This is a genomic window from Streptomyces sp. HUAS 15-9 (assembly GCF_025642155.1).
Lineage (GTDB): Bacteria > Actinomycetota > Actinomycetes > Streptomycetales > Streptomycetaceae > Streptomyces.
In genome coordinates, this window is record NZ_CP106798.1 from 5,375,742 (window position 1) to 5,400,979 (window position 25,238).

24 protein-coding genes are annotated in these 25,238 nt (G+C 70.6%); 12 read left to right on the top strand and 12 right to left on the bottom strand.

Annotation, left to right across the window (positions count from 1 at the left end):
* Positions 1 to 183 precede the first annotated feature (183 nt).
* The 5 genes from N8I87_RS24915 to N8I87_RS24935 all read right to left on the bottom strand — a co-directional run bounded on the left by N8I87_RS24915 (position 184) and on the right by N8I87_RS24935 (position 4,357).
* Positions 184 to 945, bottom strand: a complete 762-nt coding sequence (locus N8I87_RS24915) for a succinate dehydrogenase iron-sulfur subunit (RefSeq protein WP_263211887.1) — start codon at positions 943 to 945, stop codon at positions 184 to 186.
* The gene (gene sdhA, locus N8I87_RS24920) at positions 945 to 2,699 is read right to left on the bottom strand and encodes a succinate dehydrogenase flavoprotein subunit (RefSeq protein WP_263211888.1); all 1,755 of its coding nucleotides are present in this window, start codon (positions 2,697 to 2,699) and stop codon (positions 945 to 947) included. The genes N8I87_RS24915 and sdhA overlap by 1 nt, the downstream gene beginning before the upstream one ends.
* A gap of 19 nt (positions 2,700 to 2,718) precedes the next feature.
* Positions 2,719 to 3,201, bottom strand: coding sequence for a succinate dehydrogenase hydrophobic membrane anchor subunit (locus N8I87_RS24925; protein WP_263211890.1), 483 nt, complete (start codon positions 3,199 to 3,201; stop codon positions 2,719 to 2,721).
* A 5-nt stretch (positions 3,202 to 3,206) separates the two neighbouring features.
* Positions 3,207 to 3,587, bottom strand: coding sequence for a succinate dehydrogenase, cytochrome b556 subunit (gene sdhC / locus N8I87_RS24930; protein WP_263211891.1), 381 nt, complete (start codon positions 3,585 to 3,587; stop codon positions 3,207 to 3,209).
* Positions 3,588 to 3,781: 194 nt separating this feature from the next.
* A complete protein-coding gene (locus N8I87_RS24935; RefSeq protein ID WP_263211892.1) occupies positions 3,782 to 4,357 on the bottom strand; it encodes a 2-oxo-4-hydroxy-4-carboxy-5-ureidoimidazoline decarboxylase in 576 nt (191 codons plus the stop codon).
* A 154-nt stretch (positions 4,358 to 4,511) separates the two neighbouring features.
* Between N8I87_RS24935 and N8I87_RS24940 the strand changes: the two genes are divergently transcribed.
* The 4 genes from N8I87_RS24940 (at position 4,512) to N8I87_RS24955 (ending at position 8,357) form a co-directional block, all read left to right on the top strand.
* Complete coding sequence (locus tag N8I87_RS24940; RefSeq protein ID WP_411577281.1) at positions 4,512 to 6,164, top strand: beta-N-acetylhexosaminidase; 1,653 nt, start codon at positions 4,512 to 4,514, stop codon at positions 6,162 to 6,164.
* A 109-nt stretch (positions 6,165 to 6,273) separates the two neighbouring features.
* Positions 6,274 to 7,065, top strand: coding sequence for a DUF4328 domain-containing protein (locus tag N8I87_RS24945; RefSeq protein WP_263211894.1), 792 nt, complete (start codon positions 6,274 to 6,276; stop codon positions 7,063 to 7,065).
* 142 nt (positions 7,066 to 7,207) lie between these two features.
* Positions 7,208 to 7,711 (top strand): hypothetical protein, encoded by a 504-nt coding sequence (locus N8I87_RS24950; RefSeq protein ID WP_263216639.1) that lies wholly within the window; start codon positions 7,208 to 7,210, stop codon positions 7,709 to 7,711.
* 76 nt (positions 7,712 to 7,787) lie between these two features.
* Positions 7,788 to 8,357, top strand: coding sequence for a hypothetical protein (locus tag N8I87_RS24955; protein WP_263211896.1), 570 nt, complete (start codon positions 7,788 to 7,790; stop codon positions 8,355 to 8,357).
* A 54-nt stretch (positions 8,358 to 8,411) separates the two neighbouring features.
* Here N8I87_RS24955 and N8I87_RS24960 read toward each other — a convergent pair whose 3' ends face one another.
* Positions 8,412 to 8,906 carry a YfbM family protein gene (locus tag N8I87_RS24960; RefSeq protein ID WP_263211898.1) on the bottom strand — a complete coding sequence of 165 codons (495 nt, stop codon included), beginning with the start codon at positions 8,904 to 8,906 and terminating at the stop codon, positions 8,412 to 8,414.
* Between the two features lie 182 nt (positions 8,907 to 9,088).
* Here N8I87_RS24960 and N8I87_RS24965 point away from each other — a divergent pair, with 182 nt between their 5' ends.
* Positions 9,089 to 9,484 carry a hypothetical protein gene (locus tag N8I87_RS24965; RefSeq protein ID WP_263211900.1) on the top strand — a complete coding sequence of 132 codons (396 nt, stop codon included), beginning with the start codon at positions 9,089 to 9,091 and terminating at the stop codon, positions 9,482 to 9,484.
* Positions 9,485 to 9,611: 127 nt separating this feature from the next.
* Here N8I87_RS24965 and N8I87_RS24970 read toward each other — a convergent pair whose 3' ends face one another.
* Positions 9,612 to 12,221 (bottom strand): FG-GAP-like repeat-containing protein, encoded by a 2,610-nt coding sequence (locus N8I87_RS24970; RefSeq protein ID WP_263211902.1) that lies wholly within the window; start codon positions 12,219 to 12,221, stop codon positions 9,612 to 9,614.
* Positions 12,222 to 12,869: 648 nt separating this feature from the next.
* On the opposite strand from N8I87_RS24970, the gene N8I87_RS24975 reads away from it, so the two are divergent.
* Positions 12,870 to 14,000 (top strand): hypothetical protein, encoded by a 1,131-nt coding sequence (locus N8I87_RS24975; RefSeq protein WP_263211904.1) that lies wholly within the window; start codon positions 12,870 to 12,872, stop codon positions 13,998 to 14,000.
* Here the strand turns inward: N8I87_RS24975 and N8I87_RS24980 are convergent.
* Entirely contained in the window at positions 13,997 to 14,419 is a 423-nt protein-coding gene (locus N8I87_RS24980; protein WP_263211905.1) for a hypothetical protein, read from the bottom strand. The genes N8I87_RS24975 and N8I87_RS24980 overlap by 4 nt on opposite strands.
* A gap of 218 nt (positions 14,420 to 14,637) precedes the next feature.
* Between N8I87_RS24980 and N8I87_RS24985 the strand changes: the two genes are divergently transcribed.
* From N8I87_RS24985 to N8I87_RS25000, 4 genes are all read left to right on the top strand, one after another.
* Positions 14,638 to 15,267: an RNA polymerase sigma factor gene (locus tag N8I87_RS24985; protein WP_263211907.1), complete on the top strand. Its 630-nt coding sequence runs from the start codon at positions 14,638 to 14,640 to the stop codon at positions 15,265 to 15,267.
* A gap of 42 nt (positions 15,268 to 15,309) precedes the next feature.
* Positions 15,310 to 16,041 (top strand): hypothetical protein, encoded by a 732-nt coding sequence (locus N8I87_RS24990; RefSeq protein ID WP_263211909.1) that lies wholly within the window; start codon positions 15,310 to 15,312, stop codon positions 16,039 to 16,041.
* Between the two features lie 349 nt (positions 16,042 to 16,390).
* Positions 16,391 to 17,053, top strand: coding sequence for an RNA polymerase sigma factor (locus N8I87_RS24995; RefSeq protein WP_263211911.1), 663 nt, complete (start codon positions 16,391 to 16,393; stop codon positions 17,051 to 17,053).
* A gap of 402 nt (positions 17,054 to 17,455) precedes the next feature.
* A complete protein-coding gene (locus tag N8I87_RS25000) occupies positions 17,456 to 18,160 on the top strand; it encodes a hypothetical protein (protein ID WP_263211913.1) in 705 nt (234 codons plus the stop codon).
* A gap of 235 nt (positions 18,161 to 18,395) precedes the next feature.
* Here the strand turns inward: N8I87_RS25000 and N8I87_RS25005 are convergent, their stop codons facing one another.
* Positions 18,396 to 19,217 (bottom strand): L,D-transpeptidase family protein, encoded by an 822-nt coding sequence (locus tag N8I87_RS25005; protein ID WP_263211915.1) that lies wholly within the window; start codon positions 19,215 to 19,217, stop codon positions 18,396 to 18,398.
* A gap of 82 nt (positions 19,218 to 19,299) precedes the next feature.
* On the opposite strand from N8I87_RS25005, the gene N8I87_RS25010 reads away from it, so the two are divergent.
* Positions 19,300 to 20,880 carry an acyl-CoA mutase large subunit family protein gene (locus N8I87_RS25010; protein WP_263211917.1) on the top strand — a complete coding sequence of 527 codons (1,581 nt, stop codon included), beginning with the start codon at positions 19,300 to 19,302 and terminating at the stop codon, positions 20,878 to 20,880.
* A 100-nt stretch (positions 20,881 to 20,980) separates the two neighbouring features.
* Positions 20,981 to 21,553, top strand: a complete 573-nt coding sequence (locus N8I87_RS25015; RefSeq protein WP_317633565.1) for a Uma2 family endonuclease — start codon at positions 20,981 to 20,983, stop codon at positions 21,551 to 21,553.
* A 41-nt stretch (positions 21,554 to 21,594) separates the two neighbouring features.
* Here the strand turns inward: N8I87_RS25015 and N8I87_RS25020 are convergent, their stop codons facing one another.
* The 3 genes from N8I87_RS25020 to N8I87_RS25030 form a co-directional block, all read right to left on the bottom strand.
* Complete coding sequence (locus N8I87_RS25020) at positions 21,595 to 22,701, bottom strand: acyltransferase family protein (RefSeq protein WP_263216641.1); 1,107 nt, start codon at positions 22,699 to 22,701, stop codon at positions 21,595 to 21,597.
* A 208-nt stretch (positions 22,702 to 22,909) separates the two neighbouring features.
* Positions 22,910 to 24,244, bottom strand: coding sequence for an alpha-2,8-polysialyltransferase family protein (locus N8I87_RS25025; RefSeq protein WP_263211921.1), 1,335 nt, complete (start codon positions 24,242 to 24,244; stop codon positions 22,910 to 22,912).
* Positions 24,241 to 25,218 (bottom strand): glycosyltransferase family 2 protein, encoded by a 978-nt coding sequence (locus N8I87_RS25030; RefSeq protein WP_263211922.1) that lies wholly within the window; start codon positions 25,216 to 25,218, stop codon positions 24,241 to 24,243. Before N8I87_RS25030 ends, N8I87_RS25025 begins: the two co-directional genes overlap by 4 nt.
* Between the last annotated feature and the right edge of the window lie 20 nt (positions 25,219 to 25,238).

Below are 25,238 nucleotides of genomic sequence, written 5' to 3' on the forward strand. Positions count from 1 at the left end.
GCCCGACGCCCAGCAGCTCCTCCAGGGTCGGGCGTGGTGAAGACGGCGGCTGCGGTCGAGTTGCTCATGGGCGCACTGCAGGCGGGTACGGCCTCCCGTCGGAGTGCGGGCCGGGAAGACGAGTGGGCCCCGGCTCCGGTGTGAAACCGGAGCCGGGGCCCACCGTGCCGTAGGGAGCGGAGCTCAGAAGCGGCGGGTGATCAGGGCCTGCTTGACCTCGGCGATCGCCTTCGTGACCTCGATGCCGCGCGGGCAGGCGTCCGTGCAGTTGAAGATCGTGCGGCAGCGCCACACGCCGTCGCGGTCGTTGAGGATCTCCAGACGCTGCTCGCCGGCCTCGTCACGCGAGTCGAAGATGAAGCGGTGCGCATTGACGATGGCCGCCGGGCCGAAGTACTGGCCGTCGCTCCAGAAGACCGGGCAGGACGACGTGCAGGCGGCGCAGAGGATGCACTTCGTCGTGTCGTCGAACCGCTCGCGGTCCTCCGCCGACTGCAGACGCTCGCGCGTCGGCTCGTTCGTGTCCTTCGTGATCAGGAAGGGCATGACGTCCCGGTACGCCTGGAAGAACGGCTCCATGTCCACGACCAGGTCCTTGAGGACCGTGAGGCCCTTGAGGGGCTCGATCGTGATCGGCTTCTCGGGGTTGATGTCCTTGATCAGCGTCTTGCAGGCAAGACGGTTCTTGCCGTTGATCCGCATCGCGTCCGAGCCGCAGATGCCGTGGGCGCAGGAGCGACGGAAGGTGAGGGTGCCGTCGAGGTCCCACTTGATCTTGTGCAGACCGTCGAGGACACGTTCCTTCGGGTCGATTTCCAGCTGGAAGTCTTCCCAGGCCGCCTCGGCCGAGATCTCCGGGTTGAACCGGCGGACCCGGAACGTGACCGTGATGTAGGGAGAGCCCGCGGCCTCCGCCTCCACCTTGTCCAGAACAGGAGTTGCCATCAGTACTTACGCTCCATCGGCTGGTAGCGGGTCTGGACGACCGGCTTGTAGTCGAGACGGACGGACTCGGTGCCGTCGTCGCCCACCTCGCGGTACGCCATGGTGTGGCGCATGAAGTTGACGTCGTCGCGGTTGGGGTAGTCCTCGCGGTAGTGGCCGCCGCGGGACTCCTTGCGGGCGAGCGCCGACACCGCCATGACCTCGGCCAGCTCCAGCAGGTTGCCCAGCTCGATGGCCTCCAGCAGGTCCGTGTTGAACCGCTTGCCCTTGTCCTGGACCGCCACGTTCTTGTAGCGCTCGCGCAGCTCGGCGATCTTCTCGACCGCGGTCTTGATCGTCTGCTCGGTGCGGAACACCATGACGTTCGCGTCCATGGTCTCCTGCAGCTCGCGACGGATCTGGGCCACCCGCTCGGTGCCGGTGGAGTTGCGCAGCTGCTCGATCTGCTCGACGACGAAGGACGCCGGGTCCTCCGGCAGCTCGACGTAGTCGGCCTTCTGGGAGTACTCGGCGGCGGCGATGCCCGCGCGGCGGCCGAACACGTTGATGTCCAGCAGGGAGTTCGTGCCGAGACGGTTGGCGCCGTGCACCGACACACAGGCGACCTCGCCGGCCGCGAACAGGCCCGGGACGACCGTGGTGTTGTCCGCCAGGACCTCACCCTCCACGTTCGTCGGGATGCCGCCCATCGCGTAGTGCGCGGTCGGCTGGATCGGGATCGGGTCCGTGTACGGCTCGATGCCGAGGTACGTGCGCGCGAACTCGGTGATGTCCGGGAGCTTGGCGTCCAGCTGCTCCGGCGGGAGGTGGGTGAGGTCCAGGTAGACGTGGTCGCCCTCGGGACCGCAGCCGCGGCCCTCGCGGATCTCCGTGTAGATGGAGCGGGAGACGACGTCACGGGACGCGAGGTCCTTCATGACCGGCGCGTACTTCTCCATGAAGCGCTCGCCGTCCTTGTTGCGGAGGATGCCGCCCTCACCACGGGCGCCCTCCGTCAGCAGGATGCCCATGCGCCAGATGCCGGTCGGGTGGAACTGGAAGAACTCCATGTCCTCCAGCGGCAGTCCGCGGCGGTAGACGGCGGCCTGGCCGTCACCGGTCAGCGTGTGCGCGTTGGACGTCACCTTGAAGAACTTGCCGGTGCCGCCGGAGGCGTAGATGACGGCCTTCGCCTGGAAGACGTGGATCTCACCGGTGGCCAGCTCGTAGGCCACCACACCGGCCGACTTCTTGACGCCGTCGACCTCGGTGATGAGCTGGTCCAGGACGTAGAACTCGTTGAAGAACTCCACGCCCTCCTTGACGCAGTTCTGGTACAGCGTCTGGAGGATCATGTGGCCGGTGCGGTCGGCCGCGTAGCAGGAGCGGCGGACCGGGGCCTCGCCGTGGTTGCGGGAGTGACCGCCGAAGCGGCGCTGGTCGATCGTCCCGCCCGGCGTCCGGTTGAACGGCAGGCCCATCTTCTCCAGGTCGAGGACGGCGTCGATGGCCTCCTTCGCCAGGATCTCGGCGGCGTCCTGGTCGACCAGGTAGTCACCGCCCTTGATCGTGTCGAAGGTGTGCCACTCCCAGTTGTCCTCCTCCACGTTGGCCAGCGCGGCGGCCATGCCGCCCTGCGCGGCGCCCGTGTGGGAGCGGGTGGGGTAGAGCTTGGTCAGGACCGCGGTGCGGCTGCGCTTCGTCGACTCGATGGCCGCGCGCATGCCCGCGCCGCCGGCGCCGACGATGACGGTGTCGTACTTGTGGATCTTCATGTTTCTCGCAGCCCCGTGCCTAGCGGATGTTCGGGTCGAAGGTGAAGATCACCAGCGTGCCCAGCAGGATGGTGAACACCGTGGCGGTGTAGAGCAGGCCCTTGAGCCACAGCCGGGTGTTCGCGCGCTCCGCGTAGTCGTTGATGACCGTGCGCAGGCCGTTGGCACCGTGCAGCATCGCGAGCCAGAGCATCAGCAGGTCCCACACCTGCCAGAACGGGGACGCCCAGCGGCCGGCCACGAAGGCGAAGCCGATCTTGGAGACGCCGCCGTCCAGCACGAGCTGGATCAGCAGGTGGCCGATGACCAGGACGACCAGCACGACGCCGGACAGACGCATGAACAGCCAGGCGGCCATCTCGAAGTTGCCGCGGGTGGAGCGCGGGGTCTTCTTGGTGCGCTTGCGCGGAGCCTCGATGAGCGGGGCGGGGCTGTCGACGTCGTACAGGCCGCCGCCCTCGACGGGGCCGATCCCGGACGCGGTGGTTTCAGTGGTGGACATCGGCGTCAGCTCCCGAACAGAACACGAGCGGCGTGGCCGAGGACCGGGTAGATCGCGCCGACCATCAGGACGAACCAGGCGATGACCACGGACCACAGCATCTGCTTCTGGTAGCGCGGGCCCTTCGACCAGAAGTCGACGGCGATGACACGCAGGCCGTTGAGCGCGTGGAAGAGGATGGCGGCCACCAGGCCGTATTCCAGTAGTGCGACGATCGGCGTCTTGTACGTGGCTACGACCTTGTCGTAGTCCTCGGGGGAGACACGGACGAGAGCGGTGTCCAGCACATGAACGAACAGGAAGAAGAAGATGAGGACGCCGGTGACTCGGTGAGCCACCCAGGACCACATTCCTTCCCGGCCGCGGTACAGCGTTCCAGCCGGCACGGAAGAACCCTCCGGGAGCGGGGACTAGGGCCGCGCCGGCTTCGGTTGTCGGTCGGGCCCGGCCGGGTACGGTCCACCGGCCCCCAGCATCGTAGCCACGTGCCGCCGCTCGCCTGACAGGGGGCCTGCCTCGTGTGATCAAACTGGCACCGGACGGGCTATTGGCGGGGCGGCATCTGGGGTGGGGTGTCCTGTTATTTGCCGCGCGCGGCACCGTTGTGGCTGGTAGTTCGGTTCGGGGCGCCCTCAAGCAGCTGCCCCAGCCGTTGCTTCGCGAGGCGCCGGAGTTCTTCCGCCGTGAGGACGCGCTCCTCCTCCCGATCGTTCGTCAATCGTGACCGGATTCCTTCGAGGATGCGGTCGAGGGTTTCCTCGGGCACCGTGTCACCCAGATAGATGACGAACGCGTGTCCGAATCGCGCCTCGTATGCGGCATGCGCGGCACTCAGCGCCGTGTACGCGGCGGAGTACGTGTCTTCGGGAAGGTCCGGCAGCGACTCCCCGGCCAGCGCCTCCGAGAGGTCCGCGGGCGCGAGGTCGTACGCCGCCTCGTCCGCCGCGGCCAGGAGCGAGTCCAGGTCGGGGTAGGGGCGGTGGTCGGCGAGCCGCCGTGCCCAGCGCAGGCTGCGCAGACAGGTGAGGAGAGCGGTGTGGGCCTCTTCGACGGGCGCGGTGTTGAAGCCATCCAGGAGGTCGGCGCAGGTGGGAGTGCGGGTCTGCTCCGGGAGGTACGGGAGACGGTGCGCAGGCAGCGTGGGTCCTCGCGTCACATGTGTTTTGGCAGGGGATGCTGGGAAAGATGTATCGCCACGTTATCGAGAGCGGTCAGGGTGTGTCCGAAGGATGCCCGAATTTCACTCGGACGGGAGAGTTTCGGACCATGCGGTGGACGCATCACCCTCCCGGGAGCCTTAGGTTGGCAGGGTGAGCCAGCACAGGCGTCGGCCGTCGGCGCAGGAGGTGAAGCGGAGGCGGGCGTTGACCGCCGCCGCCTTCGTCGGGACGGTGGCCCTCGGTACCGGGCTCGGGGTCTGGGCCTCCACGGGCGGTGGCGGACAGCCCGCCGGGGCGGCGCGCACGTCCCCGGGCGCCACGGCGACGACCTCGGGCAACGCCCCGGCCCCGCCCAGCCCGACGCCCACCCGCTCCTACCCGCTGTCCCAGGCGCCGCGCACGATCCCCGCCGTCCGCTCCCACACCCCCGCACACGGCCCCGGCTGGCGTCCGACGCGCGGTGAGCGCGTGGTGGTGAGCGACCCGGCGCTCGCCGACGAGGGGCGGCTCATAGCCGGTGAGCTGGGGCTGTCGTACGCGGGCGAGAAGAACGACGTACGCCCGGGGGACGTACGGCTGGCGCTCGGCGGCGACAAGGGCGCGAACCCGGAGTCCTACACCATGACCGTGCGCGGCGGGGGCGTGAACATAACCGGCCCCGCCGACGCGGGCGTCTTCTACGGCACCCGCACCCTCAAGCAGGAGGTCCACGGCGGCGGTACGGCCCCGGAGGGTGTCGTACGCGACCAGCCGGCCAAGCCGCAGCGCGGGTTCATGCTGGACATAGCCCGCAAGCCGTACTCCGCGTCCTGGATCGAGGACCGGGTGCGTGAGCTGGGGGACCTGAAGTACAACCAGCTGGGGCTGCACTTCTCCGACGACCAGGGGTTCCGGATCGAGTCCACGACCCACCCCGAGATGGTCTCCGCCAACCATCTGACCAAGGCCCAGGTCAAGCGGATCGTCGACCTCGCGGCCGGCCGGCACATCACCGTCGTTCCCGAGATCGACTCTCCCGGACACCTGGGTGCCGTCCTCGCCGCCCACCCCGACCTGCAACTGCGCAACGCGCGAGGTGTTCCGACGCGCGGGGCGATCGACATATCCAAGGGCGCGTCCGCGACGATCGTCGACGACCTGCTGGGCGAGTACGCGAGCGTGTTCCCCGGTGCCTACTGGCACCTCGGCGGCGACGAGTACCAGGCGCTCGCGGTCGCCGACCCGCAGGCCTCCTACCCGCAACTGGCCGCTGCCGCCCGGAAGGCGTACGGCTCCGGCGGGACCGTCGCCGACCTCACCACCGGCTGGCTGGGCGACCGCGCCGACACGGTCCGCGCCCACCGGCGGACCATCCGGGTCTGGAACGACGGCTTCTTCCGGGGCACGTCCGTCCAGCCCGCCAAGGACCTCCAGGTCGCCTACTGGACCGGCAAGGAGATCGGCGCCCGGCAGCCGGTCGAATACCTGAGCGCGGGACGGCAGGTCCTCAACTACAACGACGAGTTCCTGTACTACGTCCTGGGGGAGCCGCAGACCTTCGTCTATCCCACGGGACAGCGGATCTACGAGCAGTGGAACCCGCGGGTGCTGCGCGGCACCACCGCCGTGCCCGCCCGGTACGACGGGCAGATACTCGGCGGGTCCTTCGCGGTCTGGAGCGACCGCGCGTACGCCCAGACACAGGACCAGGTGGCCGCCGGCATCCGGATGCCGCTGCGGGCCACCGCCCAGAAGCTGTGGGACCCGGGCACACCCGCCATGTCCTGGCCGGAGTTCAAGAAGCTGGCGGACCGGCTGGGCTGACGCTCATTCGAGTGGACGTACGAGTCGTTCGAACCGTATCTTCCGCATACCGCGCATGTGCCTCGGGGGAGAGCCGTGCCCGGATTCGCGACCGTACCTCGGGGGCTCAATGATCTGTTCGCGCTGCCATCACTTCGCCGCCGCGCCCGGCGGAACCCTCTGCACCCGGTGCGCGGGCGAGCCGCCCGCGCCGATGCCGGCGAACGCCGGGGCGCCGTACGCCGGAATGCCGTACACCGCCGCAACCGGTGCCTGGCTGCGCTCGCCGGTGGTGCTCGGCCGGGCCGCCGCCGCGGCGCTCGGGCTCGTCATCGCCACCGATCTTTTCGCGATCTGGGCGGACATCCTGGAACTCGACGTCCTCAGCGACCTCGTGGGCGGCGCGCGCGGCTCCGACGTGGTCCGGCGGACCGACCGCGCCGACCTCTACGGCACGTCCGGCATCGCCCAGGGGGTCGCGCTGGTCGCGAGCACGGTCGTCTTCCTGTGCTGGTTCTACCGGGTGCGCGTCAACGCCGAGGTGTTCGACGCGTCCGGGCACAGCAAGTCGCGGGGCTGGGCCATCGGCGGCTGGTTCACCCCCGTGGTGAACCTGTGGTTCCCGCGCCGGATCACGCTCGACACCTGGGACGCCAGCAGCCCCTGGGGCAAGCCCGCCTCGCACGCGCTGGTCAACGCCTGGTGGACGCTGTGGATCATCTCGCTCTTCGCCGGCCGGGCCGCGCTGACCCAGAACCGCAGGGCCGAGAGCGCGACGGAGCTGCGCGACGCCACCCGCACGATGCTGTTCTCCGACGCGCTCGACGTGGCGGCGGCCGTGCTCGCCATCCTCGTCGTGCTGAGGCTGACCCGGATGCAGCACCACAAGGCGCTCGCGGGACCGGTGCCCGACGCGGTCTGACCTTTCCCCGCGCGCATTACCGCCCTTCCCGGGCGTGCATACCGCCCTTTCCCGGCCTGCATTACCGCATACGGCTGCGAACCCCTGTACGGCTGTGGTGTATTCGGCCCGACCGAACCGTGCGGCCGTGGGGGGACGAGCAATGGGGCACTGGGGATACTTCGTCGTCGGCCGCGCCGAGCGGCCGCTCGCCGAGCTGGACGCGCTGTCCGGCGCCGACGGCATGACCCGGCGGGCCTGCGCGCCCGGCGGCTGGCAGGTGTGGGAGTACGCCGGGGACGGCGGTGACATCGGGAACATGAACGCGCTGGCCGATCAGACCGGTGCGCCCGCGCTCTTCGGGTACGTCATGGACAGCGCCTGTGCGGTCGTCGAGGCGGCCGCGCCGGAGAGCGGCGGCTGGACGACGTGTCTGGCCCGGACGGCGATGGCCGGGTACCTGGGCGCCGAGCGCGAGGGTCTCACCCTGGACGACTACTTCCTCGAACCCGTCGACGCCGCCGGACGCGCGGCCGCCTGGGCCGCCGAGGCCGGGCACACGGTCACCGCCGAGGCGCTGATCGAGGTGCTGACCGCCGACCCCGACCCGTTGGCCGAAAACCTTTTCTTCCGCCTTCTCGACCTGCTCGGTGTGGTGCCCCTGTGACACTACTGGCCAGTCGCACGCAGTAAGGGGAAGTGCGGGCTCCGTAAAGGTCGGCGCCCTGGCGAGGGAGGCGTGGATGAGCCTGGTGGAACTGATCGCGCAGGCCGACGACCGCGGACTGGCTGCCAGCGGGTTGGCTTGTTTGGATCGGTGCGTCCCCCTGCTGGGCGGCGACGACGAGGTCCTTCGGCCGGCGTGGGCAAGCCTGACGGAAGGCGGTGGCGACTGGGGCGAGTGCCTGGAGAAGGCACGCGCCGCGCTCGACCCGGCCGGCCCCGGAGAGTCCGACGAGTCCGGCGAGGACGAGGCCGTGCTGCTCGCCCGCCGGATGCTGGAGGCAGCCCCGGCCGCGCGCGACGCCGCCGGGATACGGGTCTGGGCCGACGCCTGCTCGGTCGCCTCGCTCCAGATCCACCGCCTCCTCGACCCCGCCGAGGACGGTGCCGGCTCCGTCGACCAGCGCCGCGAGGGCCGTACGGAGGGCATGTCGCCGCTGGTCGCCTCCGAACTGCGGCGCCAGGTCACCGTCCTGGAGCTGCTCGCCGAGCACGGCGCGGGCGGACTGCGCCGGGCGCTGGAGGTGTCGGTCGAGGGACGGCGGGTGCTGCGTGCGGTCGTGTCGCGGCGGGCGCGCGGCAGGGCCTGAGGCCCACCGCACCGTCCGCCTCACAACACTGCTCGCCTCACAACACCGTTCGCCTCACCGCACGAGCCACTTGACCACTGCCTCGCCGTGGTGCGCCGCCTGGGCGTAGAACGCCGTCAGGTCCCGGTGTGCCGCCTCGAAGGCGGCCCGGGTCTGGGACTCCGTGTCGGCATCGGCATCGCGCGGCACGAGATCGTGCCGGGCCATACGCCACAGCGACTCGAAGTCGATCGAGTTGAGGAATGCGGCGACCCGGTCCGCCTCCGCCGCAGTGAGCAGCAGGAACGGCGGCTGGGCGGGGTCGGGGTGACAGACGCGGTGCCCGCCGAGCACCACGTCGGTCTCCGGACCCTCCAGGTCATGGCGCAGCGAGGCGCCGACATAGAGGAGATCGTGGTCGAGATACCGCTTGTCCAGCATCTCTTCACGGTGCCGGTCGAGCCGCACCCGCACCGTGTTCCAGTCGTCCTCGAACAGCCTGCGCAGCCAATTGGCGCTGTTGCGCAGCGCCGGGGCAGGTATCGCGCGGAGATGGAAGTACGTGCTCATCAATAAATGGAGCGCATGGGCGGCCCCAAGCATCACTCCCAGGCAAACCCGGAATTCTGAGCGAATCCTGTGGGCGTTGTGCGGGTGCGTCGCGCCGGTCCTGCACCGGTTGCGGAAACGGCCCGGATCCGGGTGACGAAAACACCGCTGACCTCGCTCTACCGAATGTGACTGTCGAGTATGTGAGAACACAGCAGGAGACCAGGCCGCATGCGGCGGCGAAGCCGGTGCGGTGGGCGGCCGACGCGGTGGCGACCATGCGTGAGGGCGCGCGGGTGCGGCTCGACTACTCGGCGCAGAGCCTGTGGCGCGTCGACCGGCTGATCGAGGACATCCGGCGCGAGGACGCCCCGTACGCCGCCGTCGAGAACGTGCTGCGCGCTCTGGGCGCGTACGCCGGTGAGGTGATCGTCCGGCAGACCGGCGCCGAGTGGTGGGCGACCGGCGGCGACCACTGGGTCCGTACGCCCGACGGCCAGCTCTGGGACCCCATCGACGAGGCCCGCCGCTGCTTCGACGGGCAGGGGTCGCTGCGACTGCTGTGCCGGGACGCGACGGCCGCGTCCGCACGGCTCTGACAGGCCGCGTCCGTACGGCTGTGACAGGGCGCAGCCGTACGGCTCGGATGAACCGAATGCGCACGGCTCGGAAAGACCGACGGCCGGGGCCCCGCTCAGCGGGACCCCGGCCGACTGCTGAACGGCGTTACGGCGTCAGCGCCTGGCCCAGCCGGGCTCCCGCCGGTGTGCCCAGCGCCGACCTGCTGAGGACGAGGGTCTGGGTGTAGCCGAGGCCCGTGCTGTTGCTCGGCAGGTACATCAGGATGCCGTCACCGGCGTCCTCGCCCTCCACACCGACCGTCAGATCGGCGCGCCCGTACCCGGACAGGTCCGTCAGGGACACCGACGAGCCGAACCGGTCGTCGGTCTCGGTGCTGCCGGGGACCCCCGTGGTGTCCTGCGAAACGAGGACCGCCCCGGAGCCGGTGAGACCGGAGGCGCCGCCCTTGACCAGGAGCGCCGCGCCCGCGTTGGAGCGATTCACGCCCGCGCGGATGAGGTCCTCGCCGGGGGCGCCCGCGAGGACGTCCGGGTAGCCGTCACCGTTGAAGTCGCCGACGGAGACGGCGGTACCGAGGGCGTCACCGGACTCGTCCGCCCCGGGGACGCCCGTCGTGTCCTGGTGGATCACGGTCATGCCGGTGGTCGTGAAGCCCGTCGACGTGCCCGGGACCATCGTGACCTGGCCGCCCGCCTTGCCGCCGGACTCGCTCGCGACCGGCTGGCCGATGACGATGTCGTCGTTGCCGTTGCCGTTGACGTCTCCGGCCGCGATCGACCGGCCGCCCTTGACGGAGATGACCCCCGCCTTGGTCAGACCCGTCGCCGAGCCGGAGAACCGGACCACGCGCCCGATGCCGCCCGCGTCACGGTAGTTGAGGGCCACGTCGCCGTAGCCGTCCCGGTTGAAGTCGCCGGTAGCGGCGTCCAGGTAGGCCACCGAACCCGTGGCGGTGGTCAGGGTGCCGGCGGTGGTGGCGCCACCGGTCAGCCGGACGTTCCAGTTGCCGCCCTTGCCGGTGCCGGCCGAGAACACGTCCGCCTTGCCGTCGCCGTTGAAGTCGCCGACCGTGACCGTGGAGCCGAGCCTGGCGCCCGTCGACGTGACACCCGACGTGGTGTACGAGAAGCCGGAGTCGAGGCCCGGCCCGTACAGCACCGTCACCGCGCCCCGGTCCGCGTGGCCGCTGGTGTCGTCCTCGCCGGGTACGCCGATCGCGAGGTCGGCGTAGCCGTCGCCGTTGACGTCGCCCCAGGAGGTCGAGGTGCCGAACGCGTCGCCGCTCTCGGAGGAGCCGGGGACACCGGGGCTGTTCTGGGTGAGCGTCACCTTCGACGCCTTGACCGGCCCGTCGACACCGCCCGGCACGACGGTCACCGAGTTCGCCCTGGGGGTGCCGGCGACCAGATCGGCGATGCCGTCACGGTTGTAGTCCGAGGTGCGCAGGGCGTGCGAGACACCCGGAGTCCTGGCCAGCGCGGCGATCAGGGGGAGCTTCTTGTAGAGGTTGTCGCCGGGGCAGGCCGTGGAGTTGGTGTCCCGGTGGCCGAGGACGCGCGGCAGCGTGATGGACGCGCCCTTCGCGACCTTGTTGCCGTCGACACCCGCGTCGCTGCCGGAGGTCAGCGTCACCTTGCCGGTCGGGTCGACGCCGTACATCCCGAACTTCCAGGCCACGATGCGTGCGATCGAGTCGATCGCGGCCCGGGACGGCTGCGCGCTCATGTAGTTGCCGATGTACGAGATGCCGACCGTGTTGGTGTTGAACCCGATGTCGTGCGCGCCGATCACCGGCAGGTCCGCGCCGCCGCTGCGGCCCTCGAAGATCTGGCCGCAGCGGTCGACGACGAAGTTGTAGCCGAGGTCGAAGTAGCCGCGGGCGAAGTGCTCCTGCTGGATGGTCCGCATGCGGGCGGAGGACTGGGCGCAGGACAGCATGTTGTCGCTGTCGACACCCGTGTGGTGGACCACGGCGGCCTTGATCTCGGTGCCGTACTCAGGTGTGCCGTTGTAGTCGGTGGAGGCGCCCCACTCGGCCTGCGTGATGATCGGCGGCTTCGCGACCGTGGAGGGACGCGGGGACGGGACCGTACTGGACGGGGACGGTGAGACGGACGCGGAGTCGGACGCGGAGGCCGAGTCCGACACGGAGGCCGAAGGCGAGTCGGACGGCGGGTCCGTCGGGACCGGCGAGTCGCTCGGCGTGGCGGTCTCGGCCGGGGAGTCCGTCGGCAGCGGAGCGTCCGTCGTCGCCGGGGAGTCCGTCACCGGGGCGGTGGTCTCCTCCGCGAACGCCGCGGGCTCCGTGGCGCCCTTCGGATCGGGGCCCGGGTCGAGCAGCCTGACGTCCATGCCAGCCGGCTGGCCGCCCGCCTCGGTGCCGTCGGCGTTCACCAGGCGCACCTGGACGCCGTCGGAGTCACCGGTCCACAGCGAGGCCGTACCGCCGCGCACGGCACCGGCGGCCCGCTGTGCCTCAACCCCGTCGGCCTGGAACGGATCGTCCGCCAGCCGCTGCCACGTGGACCACTTGCCCGTCTCGATGTCCCGGGTGCGCACCTCGGGCCTGCCCTTGGCGTTCGCGTGGGCGTCGTCCCAGGTCAGCAACAGCGCGCTGAACCGGTCGGTGCCCTGCTGACCCAGGCCCTTGCGGCCCGCGCCCCGGCTCTCCAACTTGACCGTGTGCACGGCCGCCTTGCGGCCCGCGCCCTTGCCGTCGCTCTGCGCGCCGGGATCCGCGATCGCATAGGTCACGGCTCCCGCGCCGCCCAGGGCGACGGCTCCGAGTGTCAGCCACGCCCTTCGCTTGAGACTGAGCGGTCTGTACGCACGCGTCCTGCGAGGACTCAACTACCCCACCCTAGAAATGAACCACGATGACACCACCTGTCACACAGGCGATACTTGTAAAGCGCACGGGTAGGTACGGACGTCACCCGACGCGCGCCCGGGACATCCAACTCCCGCCAACACACAGGAGATTGACCTGGAGGGACTCGTCCGAGGACGACACAGCCGACGAATTCCCTCGGCAAGTCCTGTGGGGCGGTGGTGCTCTACGCCGTGGCGGCGTTCCTGGTGGTGTGCAGCTTCGCCATGACGATCGAGGCGGGACAATCCGGCGGCGTTTCCCGGCCGACGTGACAGCGACGGGGCCTACGGCGCACTGCTGTGCGTGGGCCTCGCGACGCTTTCCGCGGTGGTGGCGGCGACACTCTCGCGGCGACGTCTCTCCCAGGCCGCGTGCGTGGCGATCATTGCTGTGTGCGTCTACCGGACGATCAGCGTCTCCGGGCAGCTCTGACGGTAGGGGATCAGCGTCATCGGCGGCCTGGCGGGCATCCGCCGGGCGTCGCGGGACGCGACCTCTTCGAGGCGGGCGGCCGCGTAGGGTCTGCGCTCGTGAACGTTGCCGTGGACACCGTGGTGCTCGTGTCGGTCGTGCTCGCCCTCGCGCTCGCCCCGCGTGTGGTACGTGGCCGCGCTGTCCCCGGGGCGGGTCGCCCCGTGCCGCCGCCGCTCGCCGCGCTGGTGGTGGTGACCGGGTTGATCTACGTCAACCAGGTGCTGTTCACCGTGTACGTGCTGCGCGTGCACGGCGGTGACCCGTCCTTCATCGCCCGGTACCTGCCGACCGGGTGGTTCGACCTCGCCTCCGCGAATCCGGTGCTGCGGCGGCTGGCGTTCGGCTTCCCCGCCCCCTCGCTGCTCGCGCCGTCCGTCCTGCGTGTCCAGGCCTTCCTCGAACTCCCCTTTGTCCTGCTGGCGTTCGCGACGGTCGTGCGGTGGCTCGACGCCGGTCTGTGGCGGCGGATCGCCCGGTCCGCGCTGCTGCCGCTGGCGTCGGTGTCGTACACCGTCGTGTTCTGCCTGGTGGAGTGGGATCTGCGGAATCCGTACACGGTGGACGACATCGTGGTGCGGGGTGTCTCGGCGGTCGTCACGCCGTACGTCCTCGCCCGCCTCGCGGCACGCGAAACGGGTGCGTCACGCACCCCGGCCTCCATGCCCGGACTGCTGGTGTTCATCGGCTCGTTGGGGGCACTCGGCGTGCTCGTCCTCGTCGTGTACGACACCGCGCTGCTCTACAACCTGGGGCGGCTGGGCGAGCGCCTGCCGATGACGGCGTCGGCTGTCGGCGTGCTGATCGTGCTCCGCAGGCTCGCGGCCCGGCTCGCCGAGCCGTCAACACCCGGCCCTACGCTGGCCTTCGTACGCCATACGCTCGGCAACTGGCTCGCGCTGTTCTTCCTCCCCGCGCTGGCGGTGCGCTACGGCGTCATGTTCGGGACACCGCAACTCGTCGCGGCAAGCGGTCTGCTGATGGTCGTGACCGCCGTCGGCCTCGCCTGGCGGGACGTGGCGGTCCAGGCATGGCGGCTGGGGGCCGCCGTCCTCGCAGCCGCCGTCGGGGCCTGCGCGGCCGCCTGGGTGACCCCCGAGTCGTACTACGAAGTCACCCTTCTGTCGGCGACAGCCGCGTTCCTGGTGACGGGCGTCGTGGTCGGCGGCCTGGTCGACGACAGGGCCTAGTCCGCCGTAACTCCCCAGTAGCCGATCTGCGTCGGCCGTCCGTCGGCGTACAGCACCGTGCATCTGCCCTGCGCGCGGCCGGGAAAGTCGAGCCGTTCGGAGTTCAGGGCGTCCAGCCAGTCGGCGTGGGTGGGGTGGCCGTCGGGGGCCCAGGCCCGGATCTCCTGCTCCGTCAGCGGGCGCATGAAGGGGCCGTCCTCTGGGTCCTTGGGGTCTATGAGCAGGGGGAAGTCCAGGACCGAGTACGTGCCACCGGTGAAGATGTACTCGTGCCAGGCCGGATCCCGCCACAACTCCTCGATCGTCCGGCCGGGGAATCCGTGGTCGTCCAGCGCCAGTTCCGCGTCCTGGGCCTGCCGGAACGCCGCCGCCAGGTCACGCTGGTACGGGCCCGTGTTCAGCCAGCAGTCGCCGCCCATGCCGATGCCTCCGCTGCAAGGTCTTCGGTCAGTGGGGCAGCAGCGTAGGAGACACCACTGACATCGGCCGGGGCCGGCGGGACGGCCGGAGCTGTGACAGTTCTGTGAGCATCGGCGCTGAGAAACGTGGGACGTGGGACACGCCTGTCGTGTCCCACGGAACGGATTCGCTGCCGGCGCGCACACGAGCGCGGGCTCGGTACGGACGAGGACGGTTCTTGGGCCAGGGAGGGGAACCCCGCCGCGGTCAGGCGTACGACGGGGAGCTGGGCGCGGCCGTCGCGCGGGCCCAGGAGGGCGACGAGACAGCTTTCACGGTCGTGTACCGGCTGGTGCAGCCGGGCCTGCTCGGCTATCTGCGCGGCCTGGTCGGCGACGACGCCGAGGACGTGGCCTCGGACGCCTGGCTGGAGATCGCCCGGGACCTGGGCAGGTTCAAGGGCGACGGGGCCGGCTTCCGCGGCTGGAGCGCGACGATCGCCCGGCACCGGGCGCTGGACCATCTGCGCCGCCGGCGGGTACGGCCCCGGGCGACGGCGCTGGAACAGGACGTACTGGAGCTGCCCGGCCGGCACAGCACACACGAGCAGGCGCTGGAGGCCATCTCGACCGAGGGCGCGCTGAGTCTGCTGCGCGAGCTGCCGCGCGACCAGGCCGAGGCCGTCCTGCTGCGCGTGGTCGTCGGCCTCGACGGCCCCGCGGCGGCACGGGTCCTGGGCAAGCGCCCCGGCGCCGTGCGCACCGCCGCGTACCGGGGGCTGAAGAGGCTGGCCCGGCGGCTCGGCGCCGGGGACGAGGCGGAAGGTGTGACGGAAGACGGCTCTCGCACGCTGGGGGAGTCGACATGAACAAAAGCGGCGGCGCACCGCCGGACAGGGATGGAAGCGGACATGGGTGAACGGCGAAGCGGCGGCGGTCTTTCCGGCCGTCGGCGCGTGCACCCGGACGGCGCCGACCCCCGTGGGACGTTCGAGCCCGAGAATCTGGAGGTGCTCCTCGGTGCCGCGCTGCGCGCGGGTGCCGTCGACCCCGAGGCCGAGCAGCGTGCCGCGGCCGCGTTCCGGGCCGCCCGTGACGCCGGGGCGCACCGGGCGGGGACCCGCCGCCGGGACGACTGGCAACCCCGTGAGCGCGGGCGCGCACGGCGCTCGGTGAGGACCACGGTGACGATGGCGCTGGCGAGCCTCACCCTGGGCGGCGTCGCCGTCGCGGCCATCGGCACGGTCACCTCCTCGCACGGAGGGAACGACGACGGGCACCACCCGGCACCGGCGACCGGCACCACCGACGGACCCGCCGTCCGGCCGTCCCGCACCTCGCTCGCCCCGTCCGGCCCCGCGACCCACGGCCGCCCGGACACCGCCAACGACACCCTTGCCCACTGCCGTGCCTATGAGCAGGCCAAGGACCGCGGCAAGGCGCTGGGTTCGACGGCCTGGCAGCGGCTGGCGCAGGCCGCGGGCGGCGAGCAGAACGTCGCGGCGTACTGCGCCCGGCAACTGGCGCAGACGGAGAGCGACAAGGCGAAGCAGTCCGGCAATACGGGCAAGGGTGACAAGAGTGATGAGTCGGGCAGTACCGTGAAGGGCAGTCCGAACCCGAACTCGACCAAGAAGAAGTGATTCCCGCCAAGGAGAAGTGATTCGGCTCACTCCGGATTTGACCGTGGGTGGCCGGATTTGCGCTGCCGAGGCAACGGCCGGAGCCGCCACCCCCCACAGGAGAGGCCCCGGCCGTCGCGCGGCACGGGCCGCGCGGCGACCCGTACTCCCTACAGCGCCATGAGTGCGTTTTCTGTCACACCTCGGTGCGTCACGAGTTAGTTGCATCTTGTACGGACATGGACGAGGAGCGGTTTCAGGTCGTAACGTGCCATTCGCGTCGAGCGTGGATGCATGACCAGTGCATCGATCGGCGGACTCGAAGCCGCGACATCTACGGAAGCCGCGACCATCTACTGAGGAACCACGGGTGCTGGGGGACGACGCGGAGCTGACCGCCGCGGTGCGTGCGGCACAGGACGGGGACGAGACCGCTTTCCGGACTGTGTACCGCGCTGTACATCCGCGGCTGCTCGGTTACGTACGGACGCTGGTCGGCGATCCGGACGCCGAGGACGTGACGTCCGAGGCCTGGCTGCAGATAGCCCGTGACCTGGAGCGGTTCAGCGGCGACGCGGACCGGTTCCGCGGCTGGGCGGCCCGTATAGCCCGCAACCGCGCGCTGGACCACATACGGATGCGCGGACGCCGCCCCGCGATCGGCGGCGACGAGACCGAACTGTCCGGCCGGGCGGCCGAGTCCGACACCGCGGGCGAGGCCATCGAGGCCCTGGCCACCGGCAGCACCCTCTCCCTCATCGCGCGGCTCCCGCAGGACCAGGCCGAAGCGGTCGTGCTGCGGGTCGTCGTGGGCCTCGACGCCAAGACCGCGGCCGAGACGCTCGGCAAGCGCGCGGGCGCCGTACGCACCGCCGCACACCGCGGGTTGAAGCGGCTCGCGGAACTGCTCGGGGAGGATCCGGAAGCGGCCGGAGTGCTCGACGCGCTGCCCGCCCAGCGAGAACCACGCCGCCGTGCGGTGACGTCCGCCACTGTGACGCATACGCGAGCGCGGACGCAGAAGGACATGTGATGGCCGACGAGCAGGACAAGTGGCTGGACCGGGAAACGGCGGAACATCTGCTGCGCGGTGAGTCGCTCGAAGCCGTCGACGCCTCCGCCCGCGAGCAGGCCGAGCGACTCGCCAAGGCCCTCGGCGCACTCGCCCCCGACGCCGCCCCGGCCGGTGCCGAACTCCCCGGTGAGGAAGCCGCGTTGGCCGCCTTCCGCAAGGCGCGCGAGGCAACGGCCGCCGAGCGGTTCACCGCCGGTCACGGCCACGGCGCCGAGTCCGCCGCGCGCCGCACCGGCCGCTCCTTCGACGTCGGCCTGGTCCGTATCGGCGGCCCGTCCCGCGCCGCCCGGCTGCCGCGCTCCCGCCCGCGCTGGGCCCGCCCCGCACGCCTGGGGGCTCGCCGCCGCGCTGGCCGTGGGCATGGTCGGCGGGGTCGCCGTGGCCGCCGGCACCGGAGCCCTGCCGACGCCCTTCGGCGACGAGAAGCCCGGGTCCGGGGCCTCGGTCTCGGCCGCCGCGACCCCCGACCGCCCGGCCGGCTCGCCCTCGCGGGACAGCGTGCCGGGCGGTACGTCCGGTGCGCCTACGCCCGGCGGCACGGCGGGGGTCGGGCCGAGCGGCGGCCCCTCGCGCGACACGGCGGGCAAGGACGGCGAGGACGGCAAGAGCAAGGACAAGGGCGGCACCCCCGGCTCCACCGACGGGACCGGCACCTGGTGGCGCGGCGTGGCCGAGGCCTGCCGCGACATCCGGGACGGCAAGACCCTGGGCTCGGGCCGCAGGCGCACCCTGGAGGGGGCGGCTGGCGGCTCCGCGCGGGTGTGGAAGTACTGCGAGGCCGTCCTGAAGGCCGCGGCCGACGCCTCCGGCGAGGACGGCGACGGCAAGGGCGGCGACGGCAAGGGCGGCGACGGCCAGGGCGACCAGGACGGCCAGGGCGACCAGGACGGCCAGGACGGCCACGGACGGGACGGGCACGGCCGCCATCGCCGCGGCGGCGGCAACGACCATCACCAGAACGGCGGGGTCGGCCTGCCCGCCCCGACGGCCTTCGGCCCGCAGCGCCCCACCGGTCCCGACCGGACACCCCTCCCGTTGCCCAGCCCGACGTACAGCGCGCTCTGACCCCTTCCCCGCGTCTGTGACCTGCGCTTTCATAAGTCGCAGAAGTTTTTTCGCGGGGGGTGTGACGTTTTCAGCAGCTCGCACGCAGTACTGAGTGAGCCGACTGGTCATCGGCCGTCGCACTGAGCCGGGGTTCCCCCCGTACCTACGGCTCGTGCACCTGGCGCGGGCGGGACACGTTCCCCCGGTCCCGCCCGCGCCCCAAATTCTCTCCGGTCTCGGAATCTCCCCGGTCTCACCAGTAGACGACGACCTTGTCGCCGGTCCGGACCTGCGCGAAGAGCTGCGAGATCGCCGCCTCGTCCCGCACATTGACACAGCCGTGCGAGCCGCCCGCGTAACCGCGCGCCGCGAAGTCGTACGAGAAGTGCACCGCCTGGCCGCCGCTGAAGAACATCGCGTACGGCATGGGGGAGTGATAGAGCGTCGACACATGGTGGCGCGACTTCCAGTAGATGCTGAACACACCCTCCCGGGTCGGGGTGTACTGCGCGCCGAACCGCACCGACATGGTCGACACCGTCCGGCCGTCCACCATCCAGCGCAATGTCCGGCTCGTCTTGCTGATGCAGAGCACCCGTCCGGTCAGACAGCGCGGATCGGGCGCGGCGGCCGGCTGACCGCCCATCAGATACAGCTCCCAGGTGCCCGGCTCGTGCGTCATCCGCAGCAGCCGCTGCCAGGTGACGATGTCGGTCTTCCCGGTCCGCGGCAGCCCGCGCTTGCCCTGGAAGCCGCTGACCGCCTTCTGGGTCAGATCGTCGTACGTCCCCGTCGGCCCGTCGAAGAGCCAGGCCACCTGGCGCAGGCGGGCCTGCAGTTCACGCACGGCCGTCCCGGAGTCGCCGCGGGACCACAGCACACGGGCGGGCCGGTTCCCGGCGGGCGCCGTGGTGGGGGTGGGACTCGAGCGCGGCGTCGGGTCACCCGGCAACTGGACGTGCACCGGCGAGCGGGGCTTGCCGTCCGCGTCCGGGACCTGCACGGTGCAGCCGCACAGCGCGGCGAGTGCGACGGCCGAGGTGAGTGCGGCGGTTGTTCTTCCGAGGCTCCCCATGCCGGAAATGCTTCCCAACGTGACCGCCGACGAACAACGGGGCATCGTAAGGAGTGACGAACGTAATGCGGAGGCACACACCATGGCCCGTGAGTCGGAGTCCGGACTGCCCATCGAACCCGTCTACGGCCCGCGGGACCTCGCGGGCCGCGACCCCGCCGAGACCCTGGGCGAGCCGGGTGCGTACCCCTTCACCCGCGGCGTGTACCCCACGATGTACACGGGCCGCCCCTGGACCATGCGGCAGTACGCGGGCTTCGGCACGGCGACCGAGTCCAACGCTCGCTACAAGCAGCTGATCGCGCACGGCACGACCGGTCTGTCCGTCGCCTTCGACCTGCCCACCCAGATGGGCCACGACTCGGACGCGCCGCTCGCCCACGGCGAGGTGGGCAAGGTCGGTGTGGCCATCGACTCCATCGACGACATGCGGGTGCTGTTCGGCGGAATCCCGCTGGACAAGGTGTCGACGTCCATGACGATCAACGCCCCGGCCGCGCTGCTGCTGCTCCTGTACCAGCTGGTGGCGGAGGAGCAGGGCGTGCCGGCGGACCGGCTCACGGGCACCATCCAGAACGACGTCCTGAAGGAGTACATCGCGCGCGGGACGTACATCTTCCCGCCCAAGCCGTCCCTGCGGCTGATCGCGGACATCTTCAAGTACTGCCGGGCCGAGATCCCGAAGTGGAACACGATCTCGATCTCCGGTTACCACATGGCGGAAGCCGGCGCGTCCCCCGCGCAGGAGATCGCCTTCACGCTCGCCGACGGCATCGAATACGTCCGTACGGCGGTATCGGCGGGCATGGACGTCGACGACTTCGCGCCCCGGCTGTCGTTCTTCTTCGTCGCCCGGACGACGATCCTGGAGGAGGTCGCCAAGTTCCGCGCGGCCCGCCGGATCTGGGCGCGGGTGATGCGGGAGGAGTTCGGCGCGAAGGACCCGAAGTCCTGGATGCTGCGCTTCCACACCCAGACGGCGGGCGTCCAGCTCACGGCCCAGCAGCCCGAGGTGAACCTGGTGCGGGTGGCGGTCCAGGCCCTGGCCGCGGTGCTCGGCGGCACCCAGTCCCTGCACACCAACTCCTTCGACGAGGCGATCGCGCTGCCCACGGACAAGAGCGCGCGACTGGCCCTGCGCACGCAGCAGGTCCTGGCCCACGAGACGGATGTGACCGCGACGGTGGACCCGTTCGCCGGTTCGTACGCCGTCGAGCGGATGACGGACGACGTGGAGGCGGCGGCGCTCGACCTGATGCGCAGGGTCGAGGACCTCGGCGGCGCGGTCGCGGCGATCGAGCGCGGCTTCCAGAAGGAGGAGATCGAGCGCAACGCGTACCGCATCGCCCAGGAGACGGACGCGGGCGAACGGGTCGTGGTCGGCGTCAACCGCTTCCAGCTGCACGAGGAGGAGCCCTACGAACCCCTCCGCGTGGACCCCGCGATCGAGGCCCAGCAGGCGGACCGGCTGGCGAGGCTGCGCGCCGAACGGGACCAGACAGCCGTGGACGCGGCACTGGTGGCCCTGAAGAAGGCGGCCGAGGGCGAGGACAACGTCCTGTACCCGATGAGGGCGGCGCTACGGGCGCGGGCGACAGTGGGCGAGGTGTGCAACGCGCTGCGGGAGGTCTGGGGGGCGTACGTGCCGTCGGACGCGTTCTGAGGCTGGATGATTCGTCCGTATGGGTGATCAGGGGCAGAAACCGCACGCCCCCGGTTAGGCTCATGGAGGGTGTTCCCGGAAGGAGGGTGCCGTGGCTGTGATGCTGCACGAGTCGTCGCTTGCCGATGCTGCCGACCGGCTCTGGGAGGAGCTGCCCGGGCACCGGGTGGAGATCCTCAACGGGAGCATTGTTGTGACACCGCCGCCGGATGGGCCGCATCAGGAGACGCTGACCTGGCTCGTCGAGGAGTTCATGAAGGTCAGAGCCAGGCAGGCGGGGATCAAGTACATCCTGGGCATCGGTTTGTGGCTGCCGACCGGCCCGGACGACTACGCGGTGCCGGACTTCTCCATCGTCGACGCTGACTACAAGGACGCACACGTCGAGAAGAACTGTTACTCGCCGCATGTCTTTCGTCTGGTGCTGGAGGTGACCTCCTCCAACTGGACAAACGACACGGCCACGAAGGTCGATGTCTATGCTCGGGCCAACGTTCCTGCCTACCTGATCGCCGATCGCAGACATGACGAGGTACTGCTCTACACGGATCCGGTCGACGGGAAATACCCCGACCCCGTTCGCTTCAAGCGAGGCCAGACCGTCCCCGTCCCGGAGTCCGTCGGCATCACCCTCGACCTCTCCGTGGACACCCTCCTCGACGGCGACGACTGACCGTCCCGCCCCGCGAACCCCGGAATCGGAGTGTCGTACGACTACGGCCGCGGCTTCGACAGCGCCGTACGCAGCTTCGGCGTGAAGCGCTCCTCCACGAACCGGTTCAACAGCCAGGCCAGCAGCAGCATGGAGCAGACCGTCAGCAGCAGGGTGCCGTACGACGGGATGCCGAGACGTCGGTGCAGGACCTCGATGACGACCCAGCCGAGGTGCTCGTGGACCAGGTAGAACGGGTAGGTGAGGGCGCCTGCCACCGTCAGCCAGCGCCAGTTGGCCCAGTTCAGCCAGCCCAGCGCGATCGCGGTGACGGCAAGGAACCCGAAGGTGACGACGAGCACGATGCCCAAGGAGCCGCGGTAGGAGAAGGCGTGCACGCTTTCCGGGTGCCACAGCCGCGTGACCGCGTAGTGCTGGCCGATCAGCCAGCTCACCGCGACGATGCCCCAGGCGTAGGCGTCGCGCCGGTTCCGGTGGACGAGATAGAGACCGACACCGCCGATGAAGTAGGGCGCGTACTCGGGCATCAGCACGATGTCGAGAAGCGGCTGCCGGGCACCCTGGGCGATGGCCGCCGCGAGCGTCCAGCCGGCGCAGAACATGATCACCCGGCGGCGGTTCGCGCCCGGCAGCACGACGCACAGGGCGAACAGGGCGTAGAAGCGGACCTCGGCCCACAGCGTCCAGCACACGCCCAGCACCCGGTCGACGCCCAGCGGCTGCTGGAGCATCGTCAGGTTCACCAGGAAGTCACTCGGCGACACCGCCTTGTACGCCACCACAGGCAGCGCGAACACCGCCGTGACGATGATGATCGCCGCCCAGTAGGCGGGCAGCAGCCGGGAGGCGCGCGAGGCGAAGAACGACCGCAGCGGCCGGCCCCAGCCGCTCATGCAGATGACGAAGCCGCTGATCACGAAGAACACCTGCACGCCCAGGCAGCCGTAGGCGAACAGCTGGTGGAGCGCCGGGAACTGATGCCTCGGTGATGTGCCCCAGGCGTGCGCGACCTCGCCGTCCCGGCCGCCGTAGTGGTACGCCGCCACCATCAGCGCCGCGATCAGGCGCAGTCCGTCCAGGGCACGCAGCCGGGTCTCGCGGGGCTTGGCCTGCTTGGTGGACGGCTCCGGCGCCCCAGGACGTATCACCGTGCCCGCGGGGGTTTCCCGGGTGTCCGTGGGCGTGTCGATCACAGGATTCCCCTCGTTGGGACTCGGTTGACCCAAAGGACATTAGTCCGATTAACAGGGGGTTCCTGGCTGCCGGGACGACCGTTCGCCGAGCGGTCGGGATCAGTTCACCCGCGCGTTGCCTTGGGCGTTCGCGGTGGCCGGCCCGGCGTACCGGCCCCCCGGCTCAGCCGCCAACGGCCCGCCTCAGCAAGCGTGCCTGCCGTGCCACCCGGCGTACCGTGGCGTTGCGCGGGATGAAGGCGAGCTGCGCCGGGACCGCGCCGGGCAGCGCGAGCGACGTCAGACGTCTGCGCTTGAAGTAACGCCAGGTGTGCGGGTTCAGATGCCTGCTCAGATACTGCTCGGCCGCCGGGCGGAGGTCGGGGTAGATCTTCGGCTGCATCGCGTAGGCGACGGCCCGCACGAGCTCGCCCAGACGGGTCCCGTCCATGCCGGGGCTCTGGCCGGTGACGGCCTCGCGGTCCGACAGCTCGGGCAGCAGCGCGTCCACGATCGTCACCGGCACGCGGTTGCTGTTCTCGTACGGCGTCAGGCGGTCCAGCAGCGTGTCCGTGCCGACCCGGGCGACCGGAAGGCCGTAGAGCGCCGAGGCGGTGAGCAGGGCGGTGGAGAAGCAGCCGACGACCAGCGCGGGACGCATCCGCTGGTACAGCACCTCGGCGAGGACCGGCGTGTCGAGCACGACCAGGTCGGCGCCGAGCTTCTCCGCCTCCCTCTCCAGGGCGCGCGACCAGCGGGCCGGGGCGGAGGGGTGCGGCTTGAAGACGACCCGCGTGTGGCCGAGCCGGACCGCGCCCTTCAGCATCCGCACATGGAGGTTCTCCTCCTCCTCGGGGGTGAGGATGCCGAGCGCGGAGAGGTACTGGCCGAGCAGCAGGGCCGGTTCCTCGGCCGCCGGCAGCTCGTCCCCGGTGTCGACGAGCTCGGCCAGCACCTTCACGAAGGCGTCCGTCCGCACGATCTCCGGCTCGACGCCGAACTCGGTGAGCAGGACCGGCTTGAGGCCCGGGACCAGGTCCAGGTGCAGCAGACGGTCGATGCGCGTGCCGACCAGCGGGTCGATCTTGTTTCGCGTGGGGCCGTAGCTCATCAGACCGTCGGCGTAGACGGTCACCGGGGCGCCGACGAAGATCTGGCAGAAGCCGAGGGCCGGGTTGACCTGGATCGACTCCACGATCAGCTCGATGTCGTCGTCGCCCAGGTCCCACAGCAGCCGCAGATGCCGCTCCCACAGCGGCGCGTCGTCCGGGCGCGGGGCCCAACCGCCCGGATGGAAGGGGGAGATGGTCTCGTTCCACGACAGCACGTCGTCGAAGCGACCGCGCAGCCGCTCGAAGCCCGGCATCTCGTCCGGGCCCGGCGTCGTCTCGGGTGTCGCCGCGTTGTTGCAGACCAGCAGGATGCGCCGGTCGGCGGGGCGGAAGCAGCCGGAGTCGAGGGCGGCGGCGAGCGTGGCGGTGCCGTAGAGCGTCGACGCCAGGAAGATCTGGGTGGTCACGCGGCGACCCCCGCGCCGGCGGGACGGCGGCGCAGCCGGCGCAGCTTGGTCGCGCGCTGGATGTCCATGGAATCGAGTGCTTCGTCCAGCACGTCCTGCGGCATGCGCCGCAGGGCGATCGCGCTCATCGACTTCAGTTTCCGTGCCACCGCCGGTTCGAACCTTTCGATGGAACCCAGATGATGGGAAATGATGGCGCAATATGTGCGCACGGCCTTGGGGAGAAGTTCACGCGCGTCACGGTCCTGCGCGGTTTCCTCGATGACCTGGTCGAATGCCCGGATGAAATCCAGTTGTCGCACGTCCCCGATCTGCGTGAGCGAAGAGGCGACACCGCGCCGATAATAGACACCTAGCAGGCTCACCGCGGCGAAGGAATCCGCCTCCCGGTGCAGCTTCCAGATCCACGGCCGGTCCTCGGCGGTGCGCAGTCCGTCTGTGAAGTGCAGCACACCCTTGTCGACCAGTCGGCGGTGATAGGCGCCCGCCCATGCGTAGGCGTAGTCGACCGAGGTGGACCGGTCGGCGGGCAGGATCGCGTCCCGCGGGTTCATCACGACGCCGCGCCGGCCGTGCGGCACGCGGTGGATGGCGCGCGCCCGCCCGGTGCACTGCACATGATCGGTGCGCACGAAGTCGCAGCCCAGCTCCTCCATGGCGGCGACCAGCCGGGGGTAGTAGCCCGGGGCGAGCCAGTCGTCGCCGTCCAGGAACGTCAGGTACTCGCCGCGCGCCTTGTCGATCCCGGTGTTCCGCGCGGTGGCCAGTCCTCCGTTCTTCTCATGTCTGACATAGACCGCGCCCGGCAGCTCGCGCTTCGCGCGCGCGAGGATGTCCGGGGTCTCGTCGCGCGAGCAGTCGTCGACGAGAATGAATTCGAAGTCCTCACGCGCGTTCGCACGCAGGCTCTTCAAGGTGTCGGGCGCGTATTGCTGCACGTTGTAGAACGGCACGATGACGGAGAGCTTGACCACGCAGATGACGTTAGGCGGCG